A 21,590-nucleotide genomic window follows, 5' to 3' on the forward strand; every position below is an offset into this window, starting at 1 on the left:
TCGCTTTTTTAACCAACAAAAAATAGTTGCCATTTCAAAAAGCTTTCCATTGCTATCTGGGCTAGAAATAAGACAAATTGACATCCTTACGAAAGAGGTACAACCTTTGATGGAAGGATATATTATAAATGTAAAACTTAGAACACTTAAAATATGAACTACGGTAAAGAATTCAAAAAATTTGCTACAAAGCATCAAGGAGTAAATGCAATGTATTATGATAAAATTGTTGCTGCAATGACTCCAACAAACATGACACCATATATTATCGAAGAGCGTCAGTTGAATATTTCGCAACTGGATGTATTCTCAAGATTAATGATGGACAGAATTATCTTTTTAGGAACAGGTATCGATGATCAAATCGCTAATATCGTTCAGGCACAATTATTATTTTTAGAAAGTGCTGATGCTTCAAAAGATATCCAAATTTATTTAAACTCTCCAGGAGGAAGCGTTTATGCAGGTTTAGGAATCTATGACACTATGCAGTACATCAAACCAGACGTAGCTACAATATGTACAGGAATGGCGGCTTCTATGGGAGCAGTTTTATTATGTGCAGGAGCGGCAGGAAAACGTTCTGCTTTGCCTCATTCAAGAGTTATGATTCACCAACCGTCTGGAGGAGCGCAAGGTGTTGCTACAGATATGGAAATCAACTTAAGAGAAATGTTGAAATTGAAAGATGAGTTGTACAATATTATTTCTCACCATTCAGGACAAACTTTCGAAAGAGTTCATAAAGACAGCGAGCGCGATTACTGGATGAAAGCTGATGAAGCTAAAGAATACGGAATGATCGACGAAGTTTTGAGAAGAAGTTAAAAAAAAGTTTCAGGTTTCAGGTTTCAAGTTCCAATAGTTAACTTTAAACCTAAAACAAAATAAAACTTGAAACAAAAAAATAAAGGTTTAAGCTGCAAAGGCTTAAGTTTTTAAGTTTTTATTAAATTAAAAAGCTTAGAAACTTAGTATCTTTGCAGCTTAGTAACTTAAATAAAGAATGGCAAAAGTAGTATTAGAATGTTCGTTTTGTGGAAGAAAGAAGCCAGAAACTAATTTATTGATTGCTGGTATTAATGCACATATCTGCGATAAGTGTATTGAACAGGCACACGGAATTGTATTAGAAGAATTAAAATCTAGTGGAAGCGCAAAACATATTGGCGACTTAATTTTAAAGAAACCAAAAGAAATTAGAGCTTTCTTAGATCAATATGTAATTGGTCAAGACCAGACAAAAAAAGTGATGTCGGTTGCGGTTTACAATCACTACAAGCGTTTAATGCAACAGCAATTAGACGATGAAGTGGAAATTGAAAAAAGTAACATCATCATGGTGGGTCAAACAGGAACAGGAAAAACATTGGTAGCCAAAACAATTGCCAAAATGTTAGACGTTCCTTTGGCTATTGTTGATGCGACAGTATTAACAGAAGCGGGATATGTTGGAGAAGATGTTGAAAGTATTTTAACTCGTTTGCTTCAAGCTGCAGATTATGATGTAGCCAAAGCAGAAAGAGGAATTGTATTTATTGACGAAATTGATAAAATTGCCCGTAAAAGCGATAACCCGTCAATAACCCGTGACGTTTCTGGAGAAGGTGTACAACAAGCTTTATTAAAATTATTAGAAGGAACTGTTGTAAACGTACCGCCAAAAGGAGGACGTAAACATCCAGACCAGAAATTTGTTGAGGTAAATACGCAGAATATATTATTTATTGCCGGAGGAGCTTTTGATGGAGTAGAGCGTATTATTTCAAAACGTTTAAACCGTCAGGCTGTTGGTTATTCAACTTCTAAAAATGTAGATAATATTGATAAAGACAATTTACTGCAATATATCATTCCAAAAGATATTAAAGATTTCGGATTGATTCCAGAGATTATTGGTCGTCTGCCAGTTTTGACACACATGGATCCTTTGGATAAAGAAACACTTCGTGCCATTTTGACTCAACCTAAAAATGCATTGGTAAAACAATACCAAAAATTATTTTTAATGGATGATGTTGAATTTACAATTACTGATGAAGCTTTAGATTTTATTGTAGACAAAGCTTTAGAATACAAATTAGGTGCTCGTGGATTGCGTTCTTTATGCGAAGCTATCTTAACAGATGCAATGTACGAACTGCCAACATCAGACGATACAACTTTGACAATCGACAAAGAATACGCAGAACATACTCTAAGTAAAAACTTATTGAAACGTATGGAAATTGCTTCTTAATTTTTAAAAATATTTTTCTAAAACCTGTTCATTTATTTGAACAGGTTTTTTTATGCTTTTTAATCAAGTTTTTCATTGCAGATTTTATGTAAATTGTCATCATGAAAAATATTATTTTTGGCTTTGGTTTAGCTTTGGTTTTATCTTGTAATCAAAAAGATAAAAAGGAAATAGTGGTTTCTAAAAATGAACATAAAAAAGAAACAATTTTAGAAGAAAAACCCCAAGTCGAAATCAACTACAACAACTACTATAAAGAAGCACAACAATACTGTAAAACAAACAATCTCAATCAAAACAAATTTATCTTGATTGATTTAGGATTGCATTCGGGTTATAAAAGATTTTTTGTTTATGATTTTAAAAAGAAAGAAGTTTCGAAATCCTATTTGGTAAGTCACGGTTGTGGCGATAATCAATGGGGAAGGACTTCTTCTAAAGAGAAACCGCAGATAAGCAACGAATTTGATTCGCATTGTTCTTCGATTGGGAAATATGTTATTCTGGATCGCGGCGTTAGTCAGTGGGGAATCAAAGTGAATTATGTTTTACAGGGAAAGGATAAAACCAATTCCAATGCCCGTAATCGTGCTATTGTTCTCCATTCTTGGGAAGCGGTTTCAGATAATGAAGTTTTTCCTGAAGGAACGCCGGAAGGCTGGGGTTGTCCGGCAGTTTCCAACGAAAGCATGAAAGAAATCGATGAGCTTTTGAAAACAAATAAAAAAGTCTTAATGTGGATTATTAAGTCCTGATTTTTCAAACTTATGAAAATGAAACTTTCTAATTAGCGCTGATCGAAACAGTGTTTTAATACGTTTTTTTACTGTAGAGACGCACTGCAGTGCGTCTACGCACGCATAATAAGGTTTAAGATATTTCAAAATCAATTGTTGGACGCACTGCAGTGCGTCTCTACAAAAAAATTACTGTACTCTAAATTTCTCTCTATATTCAATAGGTTTCATACCAACCATTTTATAAAATACTTTTCTAAAGGCTTTTGGATCGTTATAACCTGTTTTTTCGATAATTTCTGAAATCGAAAGCTGTGTTTGTTCCAAGTATTTTTTAGAGCTTTCTACTCTTATATTCTGTAGATATTCAATTGGCGGAATTCCCGTAACTTGTTTAAAACGACGAGTCATATTTCTGGCGCTTGTTGGAATATCTTTGGTAATTTCTTCCAGTTTTTCGATAGTGTGATACTGACTTTCTATTTTTTGCTGTAACATAGCAACCAAAGTGTCATTGTGTAAATGGTTAGGCCTGAAAGTGCTGAAATAACTTTGCTTGTATCGATTTAAATCAATAGAAAATATCTTGGCAATTTTGACAGCCATTTCGTTGCCGCAGAATTTCTGAACCAGAAGAATCAATAAATGAAATGTTGAGGTAGAACCGCCGCTTGTGTACAGACTTCCATCGGCAGTCAAAGTTTCGTCTGGTTTTAGTTTTACCATCGGAAAAGCTTTGGTAAAAGCGCTGCAGGCATCAACATGTGTAGTGGCCAGTTTTTCATTCAACAAACCGGAAGCGGCAAACAAAAATGCTCCCGTACAGAAACTTGCCAATTCAGCGCCGGCTTTATGTTGTTTTTGCAACCACGGAATAAAGTTTTGGTTCTTTTTGATCATTTCGCTCATATTGTCAGTCGTAAAGGCTGGAATCAAAATGAGGTCTAAGCTAATGTCTGAAGTTTCAATAGAATGGCTTTCGTATCCAAATAAATTTCCTTGATCGGGTTGTTCTTTAGATTGAAAAATCATGATTTCGAATGGTTTTTCGGCTTCGGGACTCAATTTGTTTGCTGTTTCAAATACTTCCAGAATAGCAGCAATGCTTAGCAATTTATAGTCGTGAGGTACGATTAATCCTAGTTTCTTACTCATGATTGGTGTGGTTTTTAGAAATTAGCTTGGAGACAAAAATACGTATTTTGTCTCAAATGCCCCTAAAAATGACTTTTATTGACATTTTAAACTAATCTTAAAAAATTAAATTTGTTTTAATTAATTCGTAATTTTATAAAGATGAAAACAAAAATCTTCTTAAATCTTGCCGTAAAAGATTTAAACAAAGCAGTGGCTTTTTATAACGAACTTGGTTTTTCGACCAATCCAAAATTCACTAACGAAAAGGGCGCTTGCATTGTTATTGACGAAAATATATTTGTAATGCTTTTGGTAGAAGAGTTTTATAAAACTTTTACGAAGAAGCAGATTTGTGACGCTTCTAAAGCAAGCGAAGTTTTGATTTCGATTTCGCTGGACTCGCGTGAAAAAGTAGATGAAACGATACAAAAAGCAATTAAAGCAGGAGGAACAGACTATATTGAAGCAAAGGATTATGGATGGATGTATCAAAGGACTTTTCTGGATGTAGACGGACACCATTGGGAAGTTTTTTATATGGATGAAAGTCAGATTCCAAATGAGATGTAGAAAATAAATAAAAGTAAACGATATAAAACATATAATATGATAACAATAAAAAATACCGTTAATGCATCTCTTGATAAAGTGTGGAATTTCTGGAACACACCAGAACATATTACAAAATGGAGTTTTGCTTCTCCTGATTGGCACACACCTTATGCAGAAGCGGATTTGAGAGAGGGAGGAAAATTCAAATCCACGATGGCTGCAAAAGACGGAAGTATGAGTTTTGATTTTGGAGGAGAATTTACTTTGGTTAAACCAAATGAAGCGCTTTCATATGTGATGGGAGATGGAAGAAAGGTCGAAATTACTTTTACCGAAACAGCAGACGGAGTTGAAATAATTGAAAGTTTTGATCCAGAATCACAAAACCCTGAAGAAATGCAACGCGCTGGCTGGCAGGCTATTTTGGATAATTTTAAAAATTACGCAGAAAACAATTGATTTTTTTGCAGGTTCAAAGTGACAAAGGCTCAGAGGTGCAGAGTAGCTTAAAATAACTTACATTACTTATATGGTTTAAAAAAAACGAATAACTATCTAACTAACTCAAAAAAACAAAAAAAGATGACAAAACAAATATGGTTAAACCTGCCTGTGAAGGATGTAGCAAAAGCGAAAGATTTTTTCTGGAAAATTGGATTTTCGTTTAATGAACAACACGATACGCCAAGTTCGACTTGTATGGTTGTGGGCGAAAATAATTTTGTAGTAATGCTTTTTGAAGAAATGTTGTTTTCTAGTTTTTCTCAAAATGGGATTGTTGACACGAAATCCGGTTCTGAAGTTTTGATTTCGATTGATGCTGAAAGCAGGGAAGAAGTAGATGAACTTGCTAAAAAAGCTGAAGAAGCCGGCGGAACTGTTTTTGCTCCTCCAGCAGAAAGTCAAGGCTGGATGTACGGCTGTGGTTTTGCCGATTTAGACGGTCATCGCTGGAATGTTTTATTTATGGACTTTAGTAAATTACCAAATTGAGATGGAAAAATTAATTTTTAATATTGATGTAAAGGCTTCCAAAGAAAAAATTTGGAGGGTCTTATGGGATGACGAAACGTACAGAAAATGGACAAACGTTTTTGCCGAAGGAAGTTACGCCGAATCGAATTGGAATGAAGGGGATAAAATTTATTTTCTAGGCCCAGGCGGAGGAGGAATGAATAGTATTATAGAAAGGAAAATTCCGTATGAATATATGGCTTTTAAACATTTGGGAGAGATAAAAGATTTTAAGGAAGTGCCTATCGATGACAAAACAAATGAATGGAGCGGTTCAATGGAAACCTACAGATTGGATCAAAAAGGCAATGTAGTAGACCTTCATGTTGAGGTCGATGTAATTGAACAACATCTGGACTATTTTAAAGATGCTTTTCCGAAGGCCCTAAAAATTATTAAAGAGTTGTCTGAAGGATAAGAAAATAGAGCAAAGAAAATAGAAAATAGAGTAAAGAAAATAGAATTAAGAATTAAGATTTTTTTTTGTAAACAACAAACAACAAACAACAAACAACAAACAATTAACATTAAAAACTATAAAAACATCATGGCAGCAATAAATCCATATTTAATGTTTAACGGGACTTGCGAGGCAGCGTTCCTGTTTTATAAATCGGTATTTGGGGGAGATTTTCCATATATTGGAAAATATAAAGATGCTCCGGCAGAAGAAGGCGAAGTGCTTTCAGAAGAAGCTCTGAATCGGATCATGCACGTTTCGCTTCCAATTGGAAATACTATTTTAATGGGAAGCGACAGTCATCCAAGATATGGAGACGTAGGTTTTGGAGATAATTTTTCTATTTCAATCAATACAGAAAGTAGAGAAGAGGCAGATAAAATCTTTAACGGACTTTCTGCTGGAGGAAAAGTAGAAATGGCGATGGATGACACTTTCTGGGGATCATATTTCGGAATGTTTAAAGACAAATTCGGCGTAAACTGGATGGTGAGTTTTGATAAAAATCAGCCAATGGGAGAATTCTAAAGTTATGTTATTTTAATAGTAGAACATAATTGTTAAATTACTTGAAAAAGCACATGAAAATGTGCTTTTTCGTTTTAAAAAAACAAAGATTATTCTTTTTTATCAACAAGAGATTGCCGATTTTTGTCGCTTCAAAATCAATAAAGAAAAAATGGCAGTAGAGGATAAAGAGATAATTTTATTAAAAGTTTCTGGACACGATAAAATTGGGGTTACAGCAGGTTTAACGGCTGTATTGGCGGCGTATGATGCAAATATTTTAGATATTGGTCAGGCCGATATTCATGATACACTTTCTTTAGGGATTTTGTTTGAAATTGCTGCAGGATCTTCGTCTGCACCAGTTTTAAAAGACCTTTTGTTTAAAGCTTACGAACTGGAAATCAAAGTAAAATTTATTCCAATTTCTATAGATGACTACGAAAAGTGGGTAAAATCACAATCTAAACAACGATACATTATCAATATTTTGGGCGAAAAACTGGCGGCTTCTCAGTTGGCGGCTGTAACCAAAATCATGTCAGATCAAAACCTGAATATCGATTCTATTATCCGATTAACAGGGAGAACTTCTATTGTCGAAAAAGAGCAGTATCCGCGTTCTTGTATTCAACTATCTGTAACGGGAGAAATTGTAAATAAGATTATCATGACGGCAAGTTTTATGGAAATTTCCAGAACACTTAATGTCGATATTTCTTTCCAGGAAGATAATATTTACAGAAGAAACCGCCGTTTAGTTTGCTTCGATATGGATTCTACATTAATCCAAACCGAAGTAATCGACGAATTGGCAGAATTGAATGGAGTAGGCGATCAGGTAAGAGCGATTACAGAATCGGCTATGAATGGAGAAATTGATTTCAATGAAAGTTTCAAAAAACGTATGGCTTTGCTTGAAGGTTTAAGCGAAGAAGTATTACAAAATGTGGCGATTAATTTACCAATTACGCAAGGAGCACACCGCTTAATGAAAGCCTTGAAATATTACGGTTATAAAACAGCTATTCTTTCGGGAGGATTTACTTATTTCGGAGAATATCTTCAAAAAGAATTAGGAATAGATTACGTTCACGCCAATCGATTAGAAATAAAAGACGGAAAACTAACCGGTAAATATATCGGCGATATCGTCGACGGTCAGAAAAAAGCCGAATATTTAAAAGCGATTGCCGAAAAAGAAGGTATTCATATCAATCAAACCATCGCAGTTGGTGATGGAGCAAACGATTTGCCAATGCTGAATTTAGCTGGTTTAGGAATTGCTTTCCACGCCAAACCAAAAGTAAAAGAAAGCGCCTCAACCTCAATTTCAAGTTTAGGATTGGATGGTGTTTTATACCTTTTAGGATACCACGATAGATATATTGATATGATGTAATACAATTGTTGCCCTGACAAAGCAGATTTACCTCATTTTTTTTGTCATCCTGACGAAGGAAGGATCACATAAGAAATTCCGCAAAGAGTATCGTCAATCTTTGTCGAGTTCTGTGTGTGATCCTTCCTTCGTCAGGATGACATACTTAGCTTAAAAAAACAAAACCTCAGTCTTTTGAATAAAGAACTGAGGTTTTTTTATTTGGGCATGTCCCGCCAGAAAAAGGCGGGTCGGGCTATTCGTTACACACGAGCGATAGTGAACTGACGAAGTAATCTTTTGTGTCTCGTTAAAGAAACGAGACACAAAAGGATTCCCACTACTATCCCTCATGCGATTTAGTGGAATTATCGTTTTAAAATAAAGTAAGATTTCCAGTTGAATTATCTCCTGCTTTAGCTGAAGAAAAAATAAGACTTTATTAATTTGATATTTTAAATATTAACCTAAAAATAAGGTTACTTTTAAAAATTATAAAGTTTTCTTTCTTGGAAAATTTTATAAATCTGATTATAAATTTCTTCATTTTTTCCTTTAACCAAACTTAGCTCTATTTTTATAGCCAAATTATTAGGATCGGGAAGTTTAAGCATAATTTTTGCAAGCAAACCTTTTAGCTGTTCCGAATATTTTTCTTTATCTCTTAAAATAAAACGAACAAAAGTGTTTCCTCTAATTGAAATTTGATCAGCTTTAATAATATATGACCATCGAATTTTAATATCATTTACGTGGTCAATTAAATAATCATCTGTTAATTCTAATGCTGGAAGTTTTTTTAAATTTCGATATAAATTTTTGATTGTTTTTCTAAAATACCTCCCAGTTATTGTTAGTAAAATCAGAGCAATAATGATCCCTAAAGGTTGATTGTTGCTTAAAGCAAATAATAATATCCAACCACTAAAAATAATTAGAAAAAGAAGTGAATCAGCCCATAACTTAAGAGCGAAATATGGATAAAGAATTTTCATCTTCAATTTCTAGATTCCAATTCCTTCTTAATCTCTCTCAAAGTGTTCATATTCAAAATAAAAATAGGAAGCAATGCAATTGGAATAACATTCGAAGCACTAAAACCTTTATTAGCAATCAAAAAGATGTTCAGGCCAAATAAGAGAAGTAAAATAACACCAAATAAATAAGTTACCGTTTTTAATGATTTTTGCGTTTTAACTAATTCTTCACTAGTCATTTCGTTGAACTTCTTTTTCATTTTGGTTGGTTTTGTTGGGATTTGGGTAAAATTTATATTTTGGTTGGTTGCATTTCTTTCAATTGTTCCAAATAATCTCTTTCGTTGGAAAGTCTTGGAATTTTATGCTGTCCGCCTAATTTATCTCTTTCTTTGAGCCAGTCATAAAAAAGATTTTCTCTGGCAACGTTAATTACCAGCGGATTCAAAGTCATATTGTTGTAGCGTTTCGCTTCGTAATCAGAGTTTAAAGTCTGCAGGGTTTCATCCAGAACTTTTTGGAAAAGACCAACATCTGCCGGTTTTTTCTTGAATTCGATCATCCATTCGTGAGCGCCTTTTTCTTTGTCCTGCATAAAAATAGGGGCAACCGTATAATCAATCACTTCCGTTTGTGTTACCTGACACGCTTTTGCAATCGCTTGATCGGTATTTTCGACCATTAATTCTTCGCCAAAAACATTAATATGATGTTTGGTTCGTCCCGTAACTCTAATTCTATACGGATTTAACGACGTAAAACGAACGGTATCGCCAATTAAATAACGCCACAAACCAGAATTTGTCGTGATGACAATCGCATAATTTTTATTCAGTTCAACATCTGCCAGACGAACTACTTTTTGATTTGGAGTTCCAAAAGTATCCATGGGAATAAATTCGTAGAAAATTCCGTAATCCAGCATCAATAATAAATCACTAGAATTATTCAAATCCTGAATGGCAAAGAATCCTTCAGAAGCATTGTAAATTTCGTAATATCTAAAATCTTTGCTTGGCAGTAATTTTTTGTATTGTTCTTTATATGGAGAAAAACTCACACCTCCGTGAAAATAAACTTCAAGATTTGGCCAAAGTTCCAATAAGCTTTGTTTGCCTGTATTTTCTAAAACCTTATTCATTAAAACCAGCATCCAAGAAGGAACTCCTGCAAAACTGGTTACGTTTTCATTTTTAGTTTCGTTGATAATAGCGGCAATTTTGGTTTCCCACTCACTCATCAAAGAAGTTTTACTGCTCGGCGTACTGCTGAATTCGGCCCAGATTGGCATGTTTTCAATTAAAATAGCCGATAAATCTCCAAAGAACGTATTGTTGTTTTCATAAATCTGAGAGCTTCCGCCCAAGCGAAGACTTTTTCCTAAAAACAATTCAGAATCTTCGTTATTGTTCAAATAAAGGCATAGTAAATCTTTACTGCCTTTGTAGTGGCAGTCTTCCAAAGCTTCATTACTCACAGGAATAAATTTACTCTTAGCGTTTGTGGTACCGCTGGATTTGGCAAACCATTTAATGGGTGTTTCCCAAAAAACGTTTTGTTCGCCTAAACGGGTACGTTCGATAAGAGGCTGTAATTCTTCGTAAGTGGCGATTGGAACTCTTTCGGCAAAGGTTTGATAAGAGCTAATTGTCGAAAATTCATATTTTTTTCCAATAACTGTATTTTCGGATGCCGTGATTAAATTATGCAATAATTCTTCCTGAACTTCATTTGGATATTTTAAAAAAAGCTCTATTTGATGAATCCTTTGTTTAAGAACCCAAGAGGCAAACGAATTGATTATGGATAAAGGCATGAATTTGATTTATTAGATTACTGATTTCAGGTTTTAAATCTCACAATCCATGTAAAACTAAAAACTTAAAATTTGAATATCGAGAGACAAATAGTAACTTTGTCTTCATATCAAAAATAGTGTTTTTTTGTAAAAAACAATTCGATTTTAAACAAAGATTCTACTAATAAGGTCGAATTTTAACACTAAAAACTTTAATTCTGTTGATTCATCTAAATCAGCAATATAAATAAAAAGAGCAATGCAATATCAAGGTGTCCTGACAAAAATGCAAACCGAATTGGGAAGTCCAATTCAATACTATTTAGTTTTTGAAGATAGTTTTCTAAACGTGAATCAATTACTGGATAAAGAAATCGAAATTAATTTTGTTGGATTTCAATGTTTGAATTGCGGTAAAAAGAAAAAAATATATAGACAAGGTTTTTGCTACGACTGTTTTTATTCAAGTCCAGCAGTTGGGGATTGGATTATGAGACCAGAATTAAGTACAGCACACTTAGGAATTGCTGACCGAGATTTAGAGTATGAATCCAAAGTGCAGTTGCAACCACATATTGTGTATTTGGCAGCTGCTTGTGAAATTAAAGTTGGCGTAACCCGTAAAACCCAAGTTCCAACGCGCTGGATCGATCAAGGTGCTTCACAGGCCATAGCAGTTGTGGAGGTTCCAAACCGATATTTGGCAGGAATTACAGAGGTGGCGCTAAAAGATCATTATACAGATAAAACCAACTGGAGAAAAATGCTACAAAATTCGGTTGAGGTTTTCGATTTGGTTGCCGAAAAAGTAAAGATTGAAAGCTTAATTCCAGCTGAAGTTAAAGAATTTTTTTACTCACAAAAGAATGATTTGTATGAATTGCAATATCCAGTTTTGAGTTATCCTGCAAAAGTAAACAGTTTGAATTTGGATAAAACACCTTCATTTAGTGGTAAACTAACCGGAATTAAGGGCCAATATTTATTGTTTGAAAACGGAACGGTATTTAATATACGTGGTTCAGAAGGCTATGTTGTGACCATAGACGTGTAAGGTTTTATTGTTAAATCGTTATGTTTTTTGCTTTTAAGTTATTTTAATTTAAAATTTACAATTTATTTTGTGGTTTTGTGTTAATTAGTTGATGAATAATTATAGCTTTGATGTGTTGAAGCAAATTTAATTTTCAAAAACAAATACCCCTCAAACAAATACCACATGAGTAACTTAAAAAAAGTTAATGCTTTTAGGCGTTCCCTAATGCGCAATCTGACGAAGAATATCGGCAATTCAAATGTTAGTAATACTGGATCTATTGATAAGAGTAAGATCAAAAAAGTCTTAATCTGTAGACCAAATGGCCGATTAGGAAATATGCTTTTAATTACTCCATTAGTTGAAGAAGTAGCCAAAACGTTTCCAAGTTGTAAAATCGATGTGTTTGTAAAAGGTTTTGTCGCTCCAATTGTTTTTGAAAATTATGAGGTTGTAGATAAAATTATTCCTCTTCCTAAAAAACCATTTAAAGAGTTAATAAAATACTTTAAGGTTTGGACTTTAATAAAAAAACAGAATTACGACATGGTCATCAATGTCGATCAAAACTCTTCTTCGGGGAGACTTGCGGTAAAATTTTCAAACGCTAAATATAAGTTCTTTGGAAATCTTCCTGAAAATGTTACTTTGGAGCATGACGATTACGAACATATTGCGAAATATCCGGTATATAATTTTAGATACTTTTTAAGCCAGATTGGAATAGAAGATAAAAATGAACCTATAGCACTAATAGACTTAAAATTATCTGAAGCTGAAATTGCAAACGGTAAGCAGATTTTAGATAAAATTATTGATCCTAATAAAAGAACTATTGCCATTTTTACTTTTGCCACAGGCGAAAAATGCTATAATCCTGAATGGTGGGCGTCATTTTATACAGCACTAAAAAAGGAATATCCAAACGAAAATATTTTTGAAGTTTTACCAGTAGAAAATGTTTCTCAAATCAATTTTGAAGCGCCTACTTTTTACAGTAAAGATGTTCGCGAAATTGGTTCTGTTTTGGCAAATGTAGATGTTTTTGTAGGAGCAGACAGCGGTATTATGCATTTGTCCAGTGCTTCAAAAGCGCCAACAATTGGTCTTTTTTCGGTTTCAAACTTGAAAAAATATGAGCCTTATGGAAATGGAAGCGTAGGTTTAGGTACAAGCGTTCTTGGTGTTCCAGATTTTATTAAAGCGATAAATAAGATTCTAAACAAATAGAATTAAATGATAAAAAGAAAATCCTGTTCGAAAACAGGATTTTTTTATGGTAAAAAACTTAGAATCTTAGTGCCTTAGCATCTTAGTATCTCAAAAATTACGGATTCTTTTTCTTAAAAATACCATTCAGTAAGTCACTAGCTTTTTTAGTAACTTCTTGTGTTTTTTGCTCTTTTTCTGTTTTAGCGGCTTGCGTTGTATCTTTCGCTTTGGTGTTTTTGTTGATCAAATCTGTAAGCGCTGCAGTTCCTTTTTGCGTCAATTTCTCTTTTTGCTGATTCACCAATTGAGTCGTTAGATTACTCACAGCCGTTTTCATATCCGTACTGATTTTTGGATTTGAAAAATTACCAGTTAAAGAAGCGTTGATTGGAATATTTTCCAATTTTGCAGCATCAGCAGGAGATAATTTAGCAATCAAATTATTAGCTTCAGTTCCTAAATATTTAGCTGGAACATCAAATTTAATGGTGTAATTCATCGTTTGATCAAAGCCGTGAGTTCCGCCAATTGTAGCTTTAATATCTTGATATTTAATATCAAATGGTTTTACATTTACTTTTCCGTTGTTAAAAGTCAATGCCATTTTTAAGTCATTTAAATTCAAGTTGTTTAAATTAAGAAACTTAACATTTGCTGAAAGAGAATTCAAAAGTGTAGAATTATTAGCATTTACCGTAGTAGATAATAACTGTCCTAACAAATCACCAGAAATTGATTTTAGATCAGGAGTCAATTCTTTTGCATCCAAATTACCGTTCAATTTAATAGTCGAATTTAATTTACCATTAATGATTCCGGCAATTGGAGCAATTTTTTTCATCATGTCCAATTGCGTAAAAGTCTGCGCAATATCCACTTGATTAAAACCAAGATTCATATCAAAAGTTGGAACTTTTTCTTTTGTAGAAACAGCACCTGTTAAACCAATTGTTCCTCCGAAAATACTTGTTTTAAAGTTTTCTAATGTTGCTTTTTCATCTTTAATAAGCAGTTTCCCAGAAACATCTTTAAGTTTTAAATTGTCGTATAAAACCGTTGTCGCTTTTGCATTTAAAGTACAGTTTAAGAACGCTGGAATCTTCATTGCTTCAGCTGGTTTTGCTGCAGTTTTGGTTTCTTCTTTTGCAGGTTCGCCGGCAGTCATAAAATCATCAACAGCCAATTGATTCGAGCTCATGTTGAAGTTTCCTTTCAATTCTTGTTTTTTAAACATAAAACCGTAGAAATTCTCCAAAACTCCATTAATGCTAATGTCGCTTTTTCCAGTTGTAGCATCAAATTGTTTTAAGTTGATTTTACTTGGATTAAACTCTACTAATGCCGTGCTGATGTTCATCGATTTATTGTTTTCGTCAGTATATTTAAATCCTGACAAACTCATAGTTCCAGCATTTTTGATGTTTTCATACTGGCTTTTTTCAACAGAAGCCATATCAAAATTAGTCGTCACATCTGCTTTTAAAATACCTGCAAGAGGTTTGTCCATTTTAATTGGATAGGCTTTGGAAAGATTCGCCAAATTGATTGTTCCTTTCAAAGCTGCATCTACAATTGGGTTTACGGTTATGTTTTTGATATTCGCTTTAGCGTTAAAAACATCCTGATCAATTCTGAAAGATAGTTTGTCTAAGTTTACATAAGTATCGTTTAGAATTCCGGTCTCGTTGATGATTTTAGTATCAATTACAATATTCTGAACCGATTTTGGTAAGTTAGGATATTGGAAAGAAGAATTGTTAGAAGCAATCTCAATATTAAATTTAGGAACAGTGGTTTCTGTTAATTCTCCTTTAGCAAAACCATTTACGGTAAAGTCTCCAGTCGTTTTTACGCCTTCTAAACTTGAAGCATAAGCAGACGGAATTAAACCTAAGAAGTTGGTAAATGATGAGGTAGGAGTTTTAAACTTCAAGTCGTAAATCTGTTTGTTTTCGGCCATTTGAATGAAACCGTCAAACTCTAATGGCAATTGATTGATTAAAGCTTTGTTTTCTTTAAAAGTATATTTGCTTTGGTCCAAATCAATTCCAAGAACTGCGTCTAAAGTTAGTTTTACATCTTTCATGTAATTCATTTTATCCATGTCCAATGAAACTTTAGCCGTAGATTTTGTAGTTAAATCTAATTTTGAATTGGTAAAGTCTCCAGTTCCTTCATGATTTAAACTGTCAATTACCATTTTAATTTTTGAACCTTGATCGATATATCTAAAAGTGAAGTTCTCGATTTTATAATTCTGAATTTTTAAAGAAAGCGGTTTGCTTGCTTCGTCTTTTTTGTCTTCTTTTTGATCTTTCAAAGCAATGTCAAAGTTCCCAACACCATCTTTATTGAAGATAATGTTTACTAAACCGTTTGTAGAACTAATTCCTTGAATGCTCAAAGGTTCATCTTTTCCTTTGAAAAGTTCTTTAACACTCATTTTTAAGTTTAATTCTCCCAAAGAAATCAAAGTATCACCTTCAAAAGGCGCTTTGTTGATAATAACCAGTTTTTCAATTCCGACAGTTGCGTTCGGGAAATTCTTGAATAAACTTAAATCAGCATCTTTAAAACTTACTTTAGCATCAACACTTTCATTGATTGCTTCGACAATTTTAGCTTTGATCTGATCCTTAAAAAGAAACGGAATGGCAAATAATGCGGCAACAAATACCACAATAACAATGGCACTTATTTTTAAAACTTTCTTTAGCATATAATTAGATTTGAGGGTTTACTTTTTTAAATCGACTCATGCAAAAATAGTTTTTTTTAGCAGAGTGTGAAGATAAAGTTTTCTTAAAAATGTAAGAATAGTATTTATTTTGTTAAATAAAAAATCCGCCTGAAAGTATTTCAAACGGATTTAAAGTCTTATTTATTTTATTATTTCTGAATAAATGAAACAATCTTATCAATCAGTGTTTCAGATATCGGAAGTGTCTCGTTGTTATAACTCGCCATATTGTCGTTTTGATCACCATCAATGGTTTTCATAATATGATTCATTTTATCAATAATCTGCTTTTCTGAATTTTTATTCGCTTCGGCTAAATTTTCAGCATCTTGAACAGAAACTTGTAAATCGCTGTTTCCCTGTAAAATCAAAATCGGAATTGTAAGTTTTTTTATTTCTGTCTGTGGATTGTATTTGAACCAAGAAATCAGATAAGGCTGAATGCTGGGTCTGAAAAGCGAATTCAGCATTGGGTCGACTTTGTTTACGGTGTGTCCGCTTTTTAAGCTATCAATTATCGGGAACGTCATATCATCAAGCTGCTTCATCTTTTTGGCACCAATTTGTGTTTTGATGATTTTATCTGCCGAATCTCCAGCTCCAGCAATCGATACAAATTTATCTGCTTTTGCACCAGCAATCATTCCAATTAGAGACCCTTCGCTGTGACCAATTACGATTACTTTTGAAAAACGTTTGTCTTGTCTTAAAAAGTTAATCCAGCTTTTTACATCCTGAATATAGTTTTCAAAAACCAAAGTGCTTTCAGAATCTCCACCAGCGGCTTTACTTTCTCCAATTCCTCTTTTATCATATCGTAACGATGCAATTCCATTTTTAGCTAAAGCTTCTGCCAGCATTTTCAGCGAATTGTTTTTCATCATGGCATTATTTCCGTTTCGGTCTGTTGGGCCAGAACCTGCAATGATTAAAGCAACGGGATATTTTTTCGTTAAATCCGGAGTTGTCAGCGTGCCAAATAACTGATCGGTATTTATTTTTAAAACCGCTGGAGTCTCTTTAAAAGTAATCTCTTTTTTAGTCTGAGCATTTAAAACACTCAAAAATAAAACCGTCAAAAAAAGAATAATCTTATTCATCTTTCAGTCAATTAATAAATATTGATTCCGTACGGCATCATGGTTTGGATTCCTTTTTGTTTTTGGAATTTCTTAACCTGCTCGATTAGCATATAATTTTCTTCTCCGATTTCTTCTTTTAGGAAAGCTTCTTTAGATTTTGCAAAAGGCAGTCCAGAAAGAATATCGCTAAAAGTTTTTTCATACTCTGGATAATTCTGAGTACTGTACTTTTTGATTTTAGCAATCTTAGCCGCTTCTGCAATAGCGTCGTTTAAACCGCCAATTTTATCCACTAATCCTAATTTTACAGCTTCTGTTCCAGACCAAACTCTTCCTTGTGCAATAGCATCAACTTGTTCGAAAGTCATTTTACGTCCTTCGGCAACATGAGCAACAAAAGTGTTGTAGATTTTTTCAACTCCTTCTAAAGTAAACGCTTTAAATTTTTCGTCAACAGGTACAAACGGACTGTAATTTGCTGAATTCTCATGCGTTTTAACTTGTTCGGAGTTGATTCCCAATTTGTTGGCTAATGGGCTAAAGTTTGGCAACATTCCGAAAACTCCAATAGAACCTGTGATGGTATTGTTTTCGGCAAATATTTTGTTGGCGTTGCAGGCAATATAATAGCCTCCAGATGCCGCGTAATTCCCCATAGAGACTACAACCGGTTTTACTTTTTTTGTAATCTCAATTTCTCTCCAGATTAAATCAGAAGTAAGTGCACTTCCTCCCGGACTGTCAATTCTAAGAACAATTGCTTTTACATCGTCATTTTTTCTTGCTTCTTGTAAAGAACGACGCATTGAACCTTCACCGATAGTATTAACATCTCCTTCACCGCTTCCGATTTCGCCTTGAGCGTAAATAATTGCAATCTGATCAGTTGCAGTATTGGTTAAGGCAGTTGTTACATTATTTTGAGTATAATCTAAAATCGAAATTTTGTTATAGTCTTCGTCTTTATCAACTTTTAAAGCTTTTCTGATTGCATCATGATAGATATCTTCATAAGCAATAACGTCAACCAAATGCTGTTGTTTTGCCATTTCAGGAGTTCTGGCCAAAAGTCCGTTTGCAATTTCATTTAATTTCGGTAGCGGAATATTTCTGCTTTTTGAAATGTCTGCAGAAACAGTAGCCCAAACTGAGTTTAAAAGAGCCGTGATTTGTTCTCTGTTGGCATCACTCATTTTATTTTCTAAGAAAGGCTCAACAGCACTTTTATATTTTCCGTGACGAATCACTTCCATGTGAATTCCTGATTTATCCTGAAAATCTTTGAAAAACATAACTTCAGAAGAAAGACCTTTAAAATCCAAATCTCCTGCTGGATTGATGTAAATAGTATTAGCAACAGAAGTTAAATAATATTCTTTTTGCGAATAATCATTGGCGTAAGCCCAAACAAATTTCCCTGATTTTTTAAAGCTTTCCAATGCATTTCTTAAATCTTTGTATTGTGCAAGACCAAGAGAGGACTGATCGTTTAAAATCGAAATTCCTTTGATGTTGTCATCTGTTTTGGCCGCTTCGATAGCATTAAGCACATCGGTCAAACCAACCCCTTTTTGTTCAGAAAAACGAGTTACCCAAGGATCTTTATATTTTCCTGCATAATCGTTTTTGATTTCCTTTAAATTCAATTCGATAACCGAATTTGATTTAACCGAAACGGTATCGTCTCCACCAAAAAGTGCTGCAATAAATATTACTCCAAAGAAAAAGAGCATGATAAAAACAAAAATACCAATTACTGTAGCGAGTACATTTCCTAAAAATTTCATGTGTATATTTTTTTTTAAATAAGTAGCCAAAAAGTTTGGTTTGTTACAAATATAATCCAAATAAGATTGAATTTGATTTGACGGTTTGGTAAATATTGTTGATTTTTTTTTAAATAAAACGGATGCAGCATATTTTTTGAAATTGTAAGATAAATATTATTTTACATATATTTGGTTTTAATTTTTAGGATTATGAATAAAATAATAGTTTTCGGGATTTTTTTCTTGTTAAACAATTTTTTGATTGTGGCTCAAAAAGTTCAAATAATAAAAGTAGTAGCAGATAAAACATCAAAAACACCTTTGGATAAAGTTAATGTTTATAATGAAAAAGATAATTCATTAACGAATCGAGAAGGAGTATTCTCTTTTATTTCAGACAACGAGAATATTAATTTTAGTCTGATTGGTTATGAAGATTTAAAAACAAGTCTGCATCAGATAAAAAATCAGGATACTATTTTTTTACAAAGTAAAATGGTGGAACTTGATGAAGTCGTAGTTGGACAGGAATTAGCAATACTAAAAAAGGCGTATTCTAAATTAAGAGAGAATTACATTTTTGAGCCTTACAATGAAAATTTCTTTTTAAGATGTGTTTTAAAAAAAGACAATGAGTTGGTAAGATTCCAGGATATTTATGGAAAAGTTTCCAAGAAAAGTATTTTTAAAACCAAAATTCAGCCAGATAATAAATGTAAAGTAGAGGTTTTGAATATGAGGAAAGTTGGAATTTCTGAAAAATCTGATTTTGTCTATTTTAAATTTCAGAGTTTTGAAAAACTATTTGATTTAAACGCATTAATTTATATAGTGCCTGATGAATTTGAGCTAACTCAGGAAAAAGATATTCCTGCGGATTATTATAAAATTCGTTTTATCAGAAAAGAAGCTAACTCGATGGAGCAGAGAACCAGCGGTTATTTTGTGATTAATAAGTCAGATTTTGCTATAGTTGAAACTTATTTTGATTTTTATAATAATCCAGAAAAAGTACCTTATAGTAAAAAAAGTAAAACAGAATACAGAACAACAAGTTTTAAGAGAACAGCTAATTATAAAAAGAATTTAACTCTTGGGAAATATTATTTAAATAATGCTAATTCCAATGTTAAATTAGAACTTATCGCTAATGAGAAGATAAGAGATAGGGTTTATGATTATTCTACTCAGTATTTTGTACCGAATAGTTTTATTTCAGAAAAAACAAACTCAAATTTATCCATTGATAAAGATATTTTTAAAGTAAAATTTCCATACTCGGAACAATTTTGGAAAAGCCAGAATCAACTGCCTTTAACAACTGAATTGAAAGATTTTTTAAAAAAGGTTTCAGATAACAAAGAGAATAAAAAAGAGTTTGAAGTAGTTGGAAACTTCTAAGTGTTGGATCAAATAATGTAGTTAATTCTAAAATAGTTTTAGTTAATTTGCATTAATTATGAAATTACAGCATCAAGTCGTTTTATCGATAGGCAGCAACCAAGGCAGCAGACTAGAAAATATCCAAAATTGTATTGATTTAATTCATCAAAATGTCGGGACTGTCATTCAGGTTTCAAAACTTTACGAAACTCCAGCCTGGGGTTTTGAAAGTGATGCTTTTTATAATTGTGCGCTTCTTTTGCATACCAATTCTTCTGCACATAAAATATTAAGTCAGGTTTTGAAGGTTGAAAAAGAATTAGGAAGAATCCGCTCTAATCAAGAAGGTTATCAATCTAGAATCATAGATGTTGATTTGATTGCTTTTGATGGTGAGATTATCGATTCGGAGAAACTTCAGGTGCCACATCCTTTAATGCAAAACAGGAATTTTGTTTTACTTCCAATGCAAGATTTAAAATTAAATTGGAAACATCCTATTTTACACAAAACAATAGCCGAATTGATTGCAGTTACTCCAGATGAAAGTATCTGCACGGTCGTTCATGATTTAGAAAATCCTTTGGATGAAATACCGTTAAATCAATTTAATTACATTTCTTTTGAAGGAAATATTGGTGCTGGAAAAACTACTTTAGTGCATAAAATTGCAGAGGATTTCAATGCCAAAACCGTTTTAGAACGATTTGCAGATAATCCGTTTTTGCCTAAGTTTTATAAAGATCAAAACAGATATGCTTTTCCGTTAGAGATGTCTTTTCTAGCCGATCGTTATCAGCAGTTATCCGATGATTTGGCACAGTTTGATTTGTTTAAAGATTTCATTGTAGCGGATTATCATATTTTTAAATCGCTCATTTTTGCCAAGATTACGTTACAGGAAGACGAATATCGTTTGTATAGAAATCTGTTCGATATTATCTACAAAGAAATGCCAAAGCCTGATTTGTATGTGTATTTATATCAAAACACAGAACGATTGCTGCAAAACATCAAAAAACGCGGACGTAATTACGAACAAAATATTGAGTCTTCATATTTGGAAAAAATCAATAATGGCTATTTGGAATATATAAAATCACAAACCGATTTGAATGTTTTGATTATTGATGTTTCGGATCGTGATTTTGTAAAAAGACACGAAGATTATATCTTTATTCTGAATGAAATTAAGAAGAAAACTGCCTTTTAAATTATATGATTCCGAGTTGTTTTCTAAGTTTTACCGATAATTTTTCCTGAACAAGACGATAAGACTGCTGAATGTGTTTTTCCCATTCTGACTTTTTCATGCGGGTAATATCATCGATTAAAACCCATTTGTATTTTGCAACATAAGGTGCTGGTTTAAATCCTGGTTTAGTGCTCATTTCTTCAAATTCTTCATCTAAAACCTTAAATGAGGCTGACGTTGGATTCTGATCAAGTCCAACTACACAATACATTTTATTTCCAACTGAAAACACAAGATCATGTTCCCATTTGATATCTTCGGTTGTACCCGTTAATTTTTGACAGATTTCTCGAATGACTTCTATATTCATA

At 33.0% G+C, this 21,590-nt stretch carries 21 protein-coding genes; 13 read left to right on the forward strand and 8 right to left on the reverse strand.

Going from position 1 to position 21,590, the window contains the following annotated elements; genetic code table 11:
* Positions 1 to 153 precede the first annotated feature (153 nt).
* From clpP to BM289_RS08400, 3 genes are all read left to right on the forward strand, one after another.
* Positions 154 to 828 (forward strand): ATP-dependent Clp endopeptidase proteolytic subunit ClpP, encoded by a 675-nt coding sequence (clpP, locus tag BM289_RS08390; RefSeq protein WP_091492430.1) that lies wholly within the window; start codon positions 154 to 156, stop codon positions 826 to 828.
* A gap of 178 nt (positions 829 to 1,006) precedes the next feature.
* Positions 1,007 to 2,239: an ATP-dependent Clp protease ATP-binding subunit ClpX gene (gene clpX / locus BM289_RS08395; RefSeq protein ID WP_091492431.1), complete on the forward strand. Its 1,233-nt coding sequence runs from the start codon at positions 1,007 to 1,009 to the stop codon at positions 2,237 to 2,239.
* Positions 2,240 to 2,340: 101 nt separating this feature from the next.
* Positions 2,341 to 2,994: a murein L,D-transpeptidase catalytic domain-containing protein gene (locus BM289_RS08400; RefSeq protein ID WP_091492433.1), complete on the forward strand. Its 654-nt coding sequence runs from the start codon at positions 2,341 to 2,343 to the stop codon at positions 2,992 to 2,994.
* A 171-nt stretch (positions 2,995 to 3,165) separates the two neighbouring features.
* Here BM289_RS08400 and BM289_RS08405 read toward each other — a convergent pair whose 3' ends face one another.
* Complete coding sequence (locus tag BM289_RS08405) at positions 3,166 to 4,131, reverse strand: GlxA family transcriptional regulator (protein ID WP_091492434.1); 966 nt, start codon at positions 4,129 to 4,131, stop codon at positions 3,166 to 3,168.
* A gap of 141 nt (positions 4,132 to 4,272) precedes the next feature.
* Between BM289_RS08405 and BM289_RS08410 the strand changes: the two genes are divergently transcribed.
* From BM289_RS08410 to serB, 6 genes are all read left to right on the forward strand, one after another.
* Positions 4,273 to 4,683, forward strand: coding sequence for a VOC family protein (locus BM289_RS08410; protein WP_091492436.1), 411 nt, complete (start codon positions 4,273 to 4,275; stop codon positions 4,681 to 4,683).
* A gap of 36 nt (positions 4,684 to 4,719) precedes the next feature.
* Positions 4,720 to 5,124 carry an SRPBCC family protein gene (locus BM289_RS08415; protein ID WP_091492437.1) on the forward strand — a complete coding sequence of 135 codons (405 nt, stop codon included), beginning with the start codon at positions 4,720 to 4,722 and terminating at the stop codon, positions 5,122 to 5,124.
* A 123-nt stretch (positions 5,125 to 5,247) separates the two neighbouring features.
* Positions 5,248 to 5,658, forward strand: coding sequence for a VOC family protein (locus BM289_RS08420; RefSeq protein ID WP_091492439.1), 411 nt, complete (start codon positions 5,248 to 5,250; stop codon positions 5,656 to 5,658).
* A gap of 1 nt (position 5,659) precedes the next feature.
* Positions 5,660 to 6,097: an SRPBCC family protein gene (locus BM289_RS08425; RefSeq protein WP_091492846.1), complete on the forward strand. Its 438-nt coding sequence runs from the start codon at positions 5,660 to 5,662 to the stop codon at positions 6,095 to 6,097.
* A gap of 129 nt (positions 6,098 to 6,226) precedes the next feature.
* Positions 6,227 to 6,667, forward strand: a complete 441-nt coding sequence (locus BM289_RS08430) for a VOC family protein (RefSeq protein WP_091492440.1) — start codon at positions 6,227 to 6,229, stop codon at positions 6,665 to 6,667.
* A gap of 151 nt (positions 6,668 to 6,818) precedes the next feature.
* A complete protein-coding gene (serB, locus tag BM289_RS08435) occupies positions 6,819 to 8,048 on the forward strand; it encodes a phosphoserine phosphatase SerB (RefSeq protein WP_091492848.1) in 1,230 nt (409 codons plus the stop codon).
* 464 nt (positions 8,049 to 8,512) lie between these two features.
* Here the strand turns inward: serB and BM289_RS08440 are convergent, their stop codons facing one another.
* The 3 genes from BM289_RS08440 to BM289_RS08450 are packed head-to-tail and all read right to left on the reverse strand — an operon-like array spanning position 8,513 to position 10,820.
* Entirely contained in the window at positions 8,513 to 9,022 is a 510-nt protein-coding gene (locus tag BM289_RS08440; protein ID WP_091492442.1) for an STM3941 family protein, read from the reverse strand.
* A gap of 2 nt (positions 9,023 to 9,024) precedes the next feature.
* Entirely contained in the window at positions 9,025 to 9,264 is a 240-nt protein-coding gene (locus BM289_RS08445) for a redox-active disulfide protein 2 (RefSeq protein WP_091492443.1), read from the reverse strand.
* Positions 9,265 to 9,296: 32 nt separating this feature from the next.
* Positions 9,297 to 10,820, reverse strand: a complete 1,524-nt coding sequence (locus BM289_RS08450; RefSeq protein ID WP_091492445.1) for a GH3 auxin-responsive promoter family protein — start codon at positions 10,818 to 10,820, stop codon at positions 9,297 to 9,299.
* 241 nt (positions 10,821 to 11,061) lie between these two features.
* Here BM289_RS08450 and BM289_RS08455 point away from each other — a divergent pair, with 241 nt between their 5' ends.
* Positions 11,062 to 11,856 carry a DUF2797 domain-containing protein gene (locus BM289_RS08455; RefSeq protein ID WP_091492446.1) on the forward strand — a complete coding sequence of 265 codons (795 nt, stop codon included), beginning with the start codon at positions 11,062 to 11,064 and terminating at the stop codon, positions 11,854 to 11,856.
* Positions 11,857 to 12,021: 165 nt separating this feature from the next.
* On the forward strand, positions 12,022 to 13,068 hold the full coding sequence (locus BM289_RS08460) for a glycosyltransferase family 9 protein (protein ID WP_091492448.1): 1,047 nt from the start codon (positions 12,022 to 12,024) through the stop codon (positions 13,066 to 13,068).
* A 97-nt stretch (positions 13,069 to 13,165) separates the two neighbouring features.
* Here BM289_RS08460 and BM289_RS08465 read toward each other — a convergent pair whose 3' ends face one another.
* The 3 genes from BM289_RS08465 to sppA form a co-directional block, all read right to left on the reverse strand.
* Complete coding sequence (locus tag BM289_RS08465; RefSeq protein WP_091492450.1) at positions 13,166 to 15,769, reverse strand: AsmA-like C-terminal region-containing protein; 2,604 nt, start codon at positions 15,767 to 15,769, stop codon at positions 13,166 to 13,168.
* Between the two features lie 170 nt (positions 15,770 to 15,939).
* The gene (locus BM289_RS08470; RefSeq protein ID WP_091492451.1) at positions 15,940 to 16,890 is read right to left on the reverse strand and encodes an alpha/beta hydrolase family protein; all 951 of its coding nucleotides are present in this window, start codon (positions 16,888 to 16,890) and stop codon (positions 15,940 to 15,942) included.
* A gap of 11 nt (positions 16,891 to 16,901) precedes the next feature.
* On the reverse strand, positions 16,902 to 18,659 hold the full coding sequence (gene sppA / locus BM289_RS08475; protein ID WP_091492453.1) for a signal peptide peptidase SppA: 1,758 nt from the start codon (positions 18,657 to 18,659) through the stop codon (positions 16,902 to 16,904).
* Between the two features lie 192 nt (positions 18,660 to 18,851).
* Between sppA and BM289_RS08480 the strand changes: the two genes are divergently transcribed.
* Positions 18,852 to 20,042, forward strand: coding sequence for a carboxypeptidase-like regulatory domain-containing protein (locus BM289_RS08480; protein ID WP_091492454.1), 1,191 nt, complete (start codon positions 18,852 to 18,854; stop codon positions 20,040 to 20,042).
* A gap of 58 nt (positions 20,043 to 20,100) precedes the next feature.
* Positions 20,101 to 21,237 carry a 2-amino-4-hydroxy-6-hydroxymethyldihydropteridine diphosphokinase gene (gene folK / locus BM289_RS08485; protein ID WP_091492456.1) on the forward strand — a complete coding sequence of 379 codons (1,137 nt, stop codon included), beginning with the start codon at positions 20,101 to 20,103 and terminating at the stop codon, positions 21,235 to 21,237.
* A gap of 1 nt (position 21,238) precedes the next feature.
* Here folK and BM289_RS08490 read toward each other — a convergent pair whose 3' ends face one another.
* Entirely contained in the window at positions 21,239 to 21,589 is a 351-nt protein-coding gene (locus BM289_RS08490) for an MmcQ/YjbR family DNA-binding protein (protein ID WP_091492457.1), read from the reverse strand.
* Position 21,590: the final 1 nt, after the last annotated feature.

The sequence above is a fragment of the Flavobacterium phragmitis genome (assembly GCF_900112575.1).
Classification (GTDB): Bacteria; Bacteroidota; Bacteroidia; order Flavobacteriales; family Flavobacteriaceae; genus Flavobacterium; species Flavobacterium phragmitis.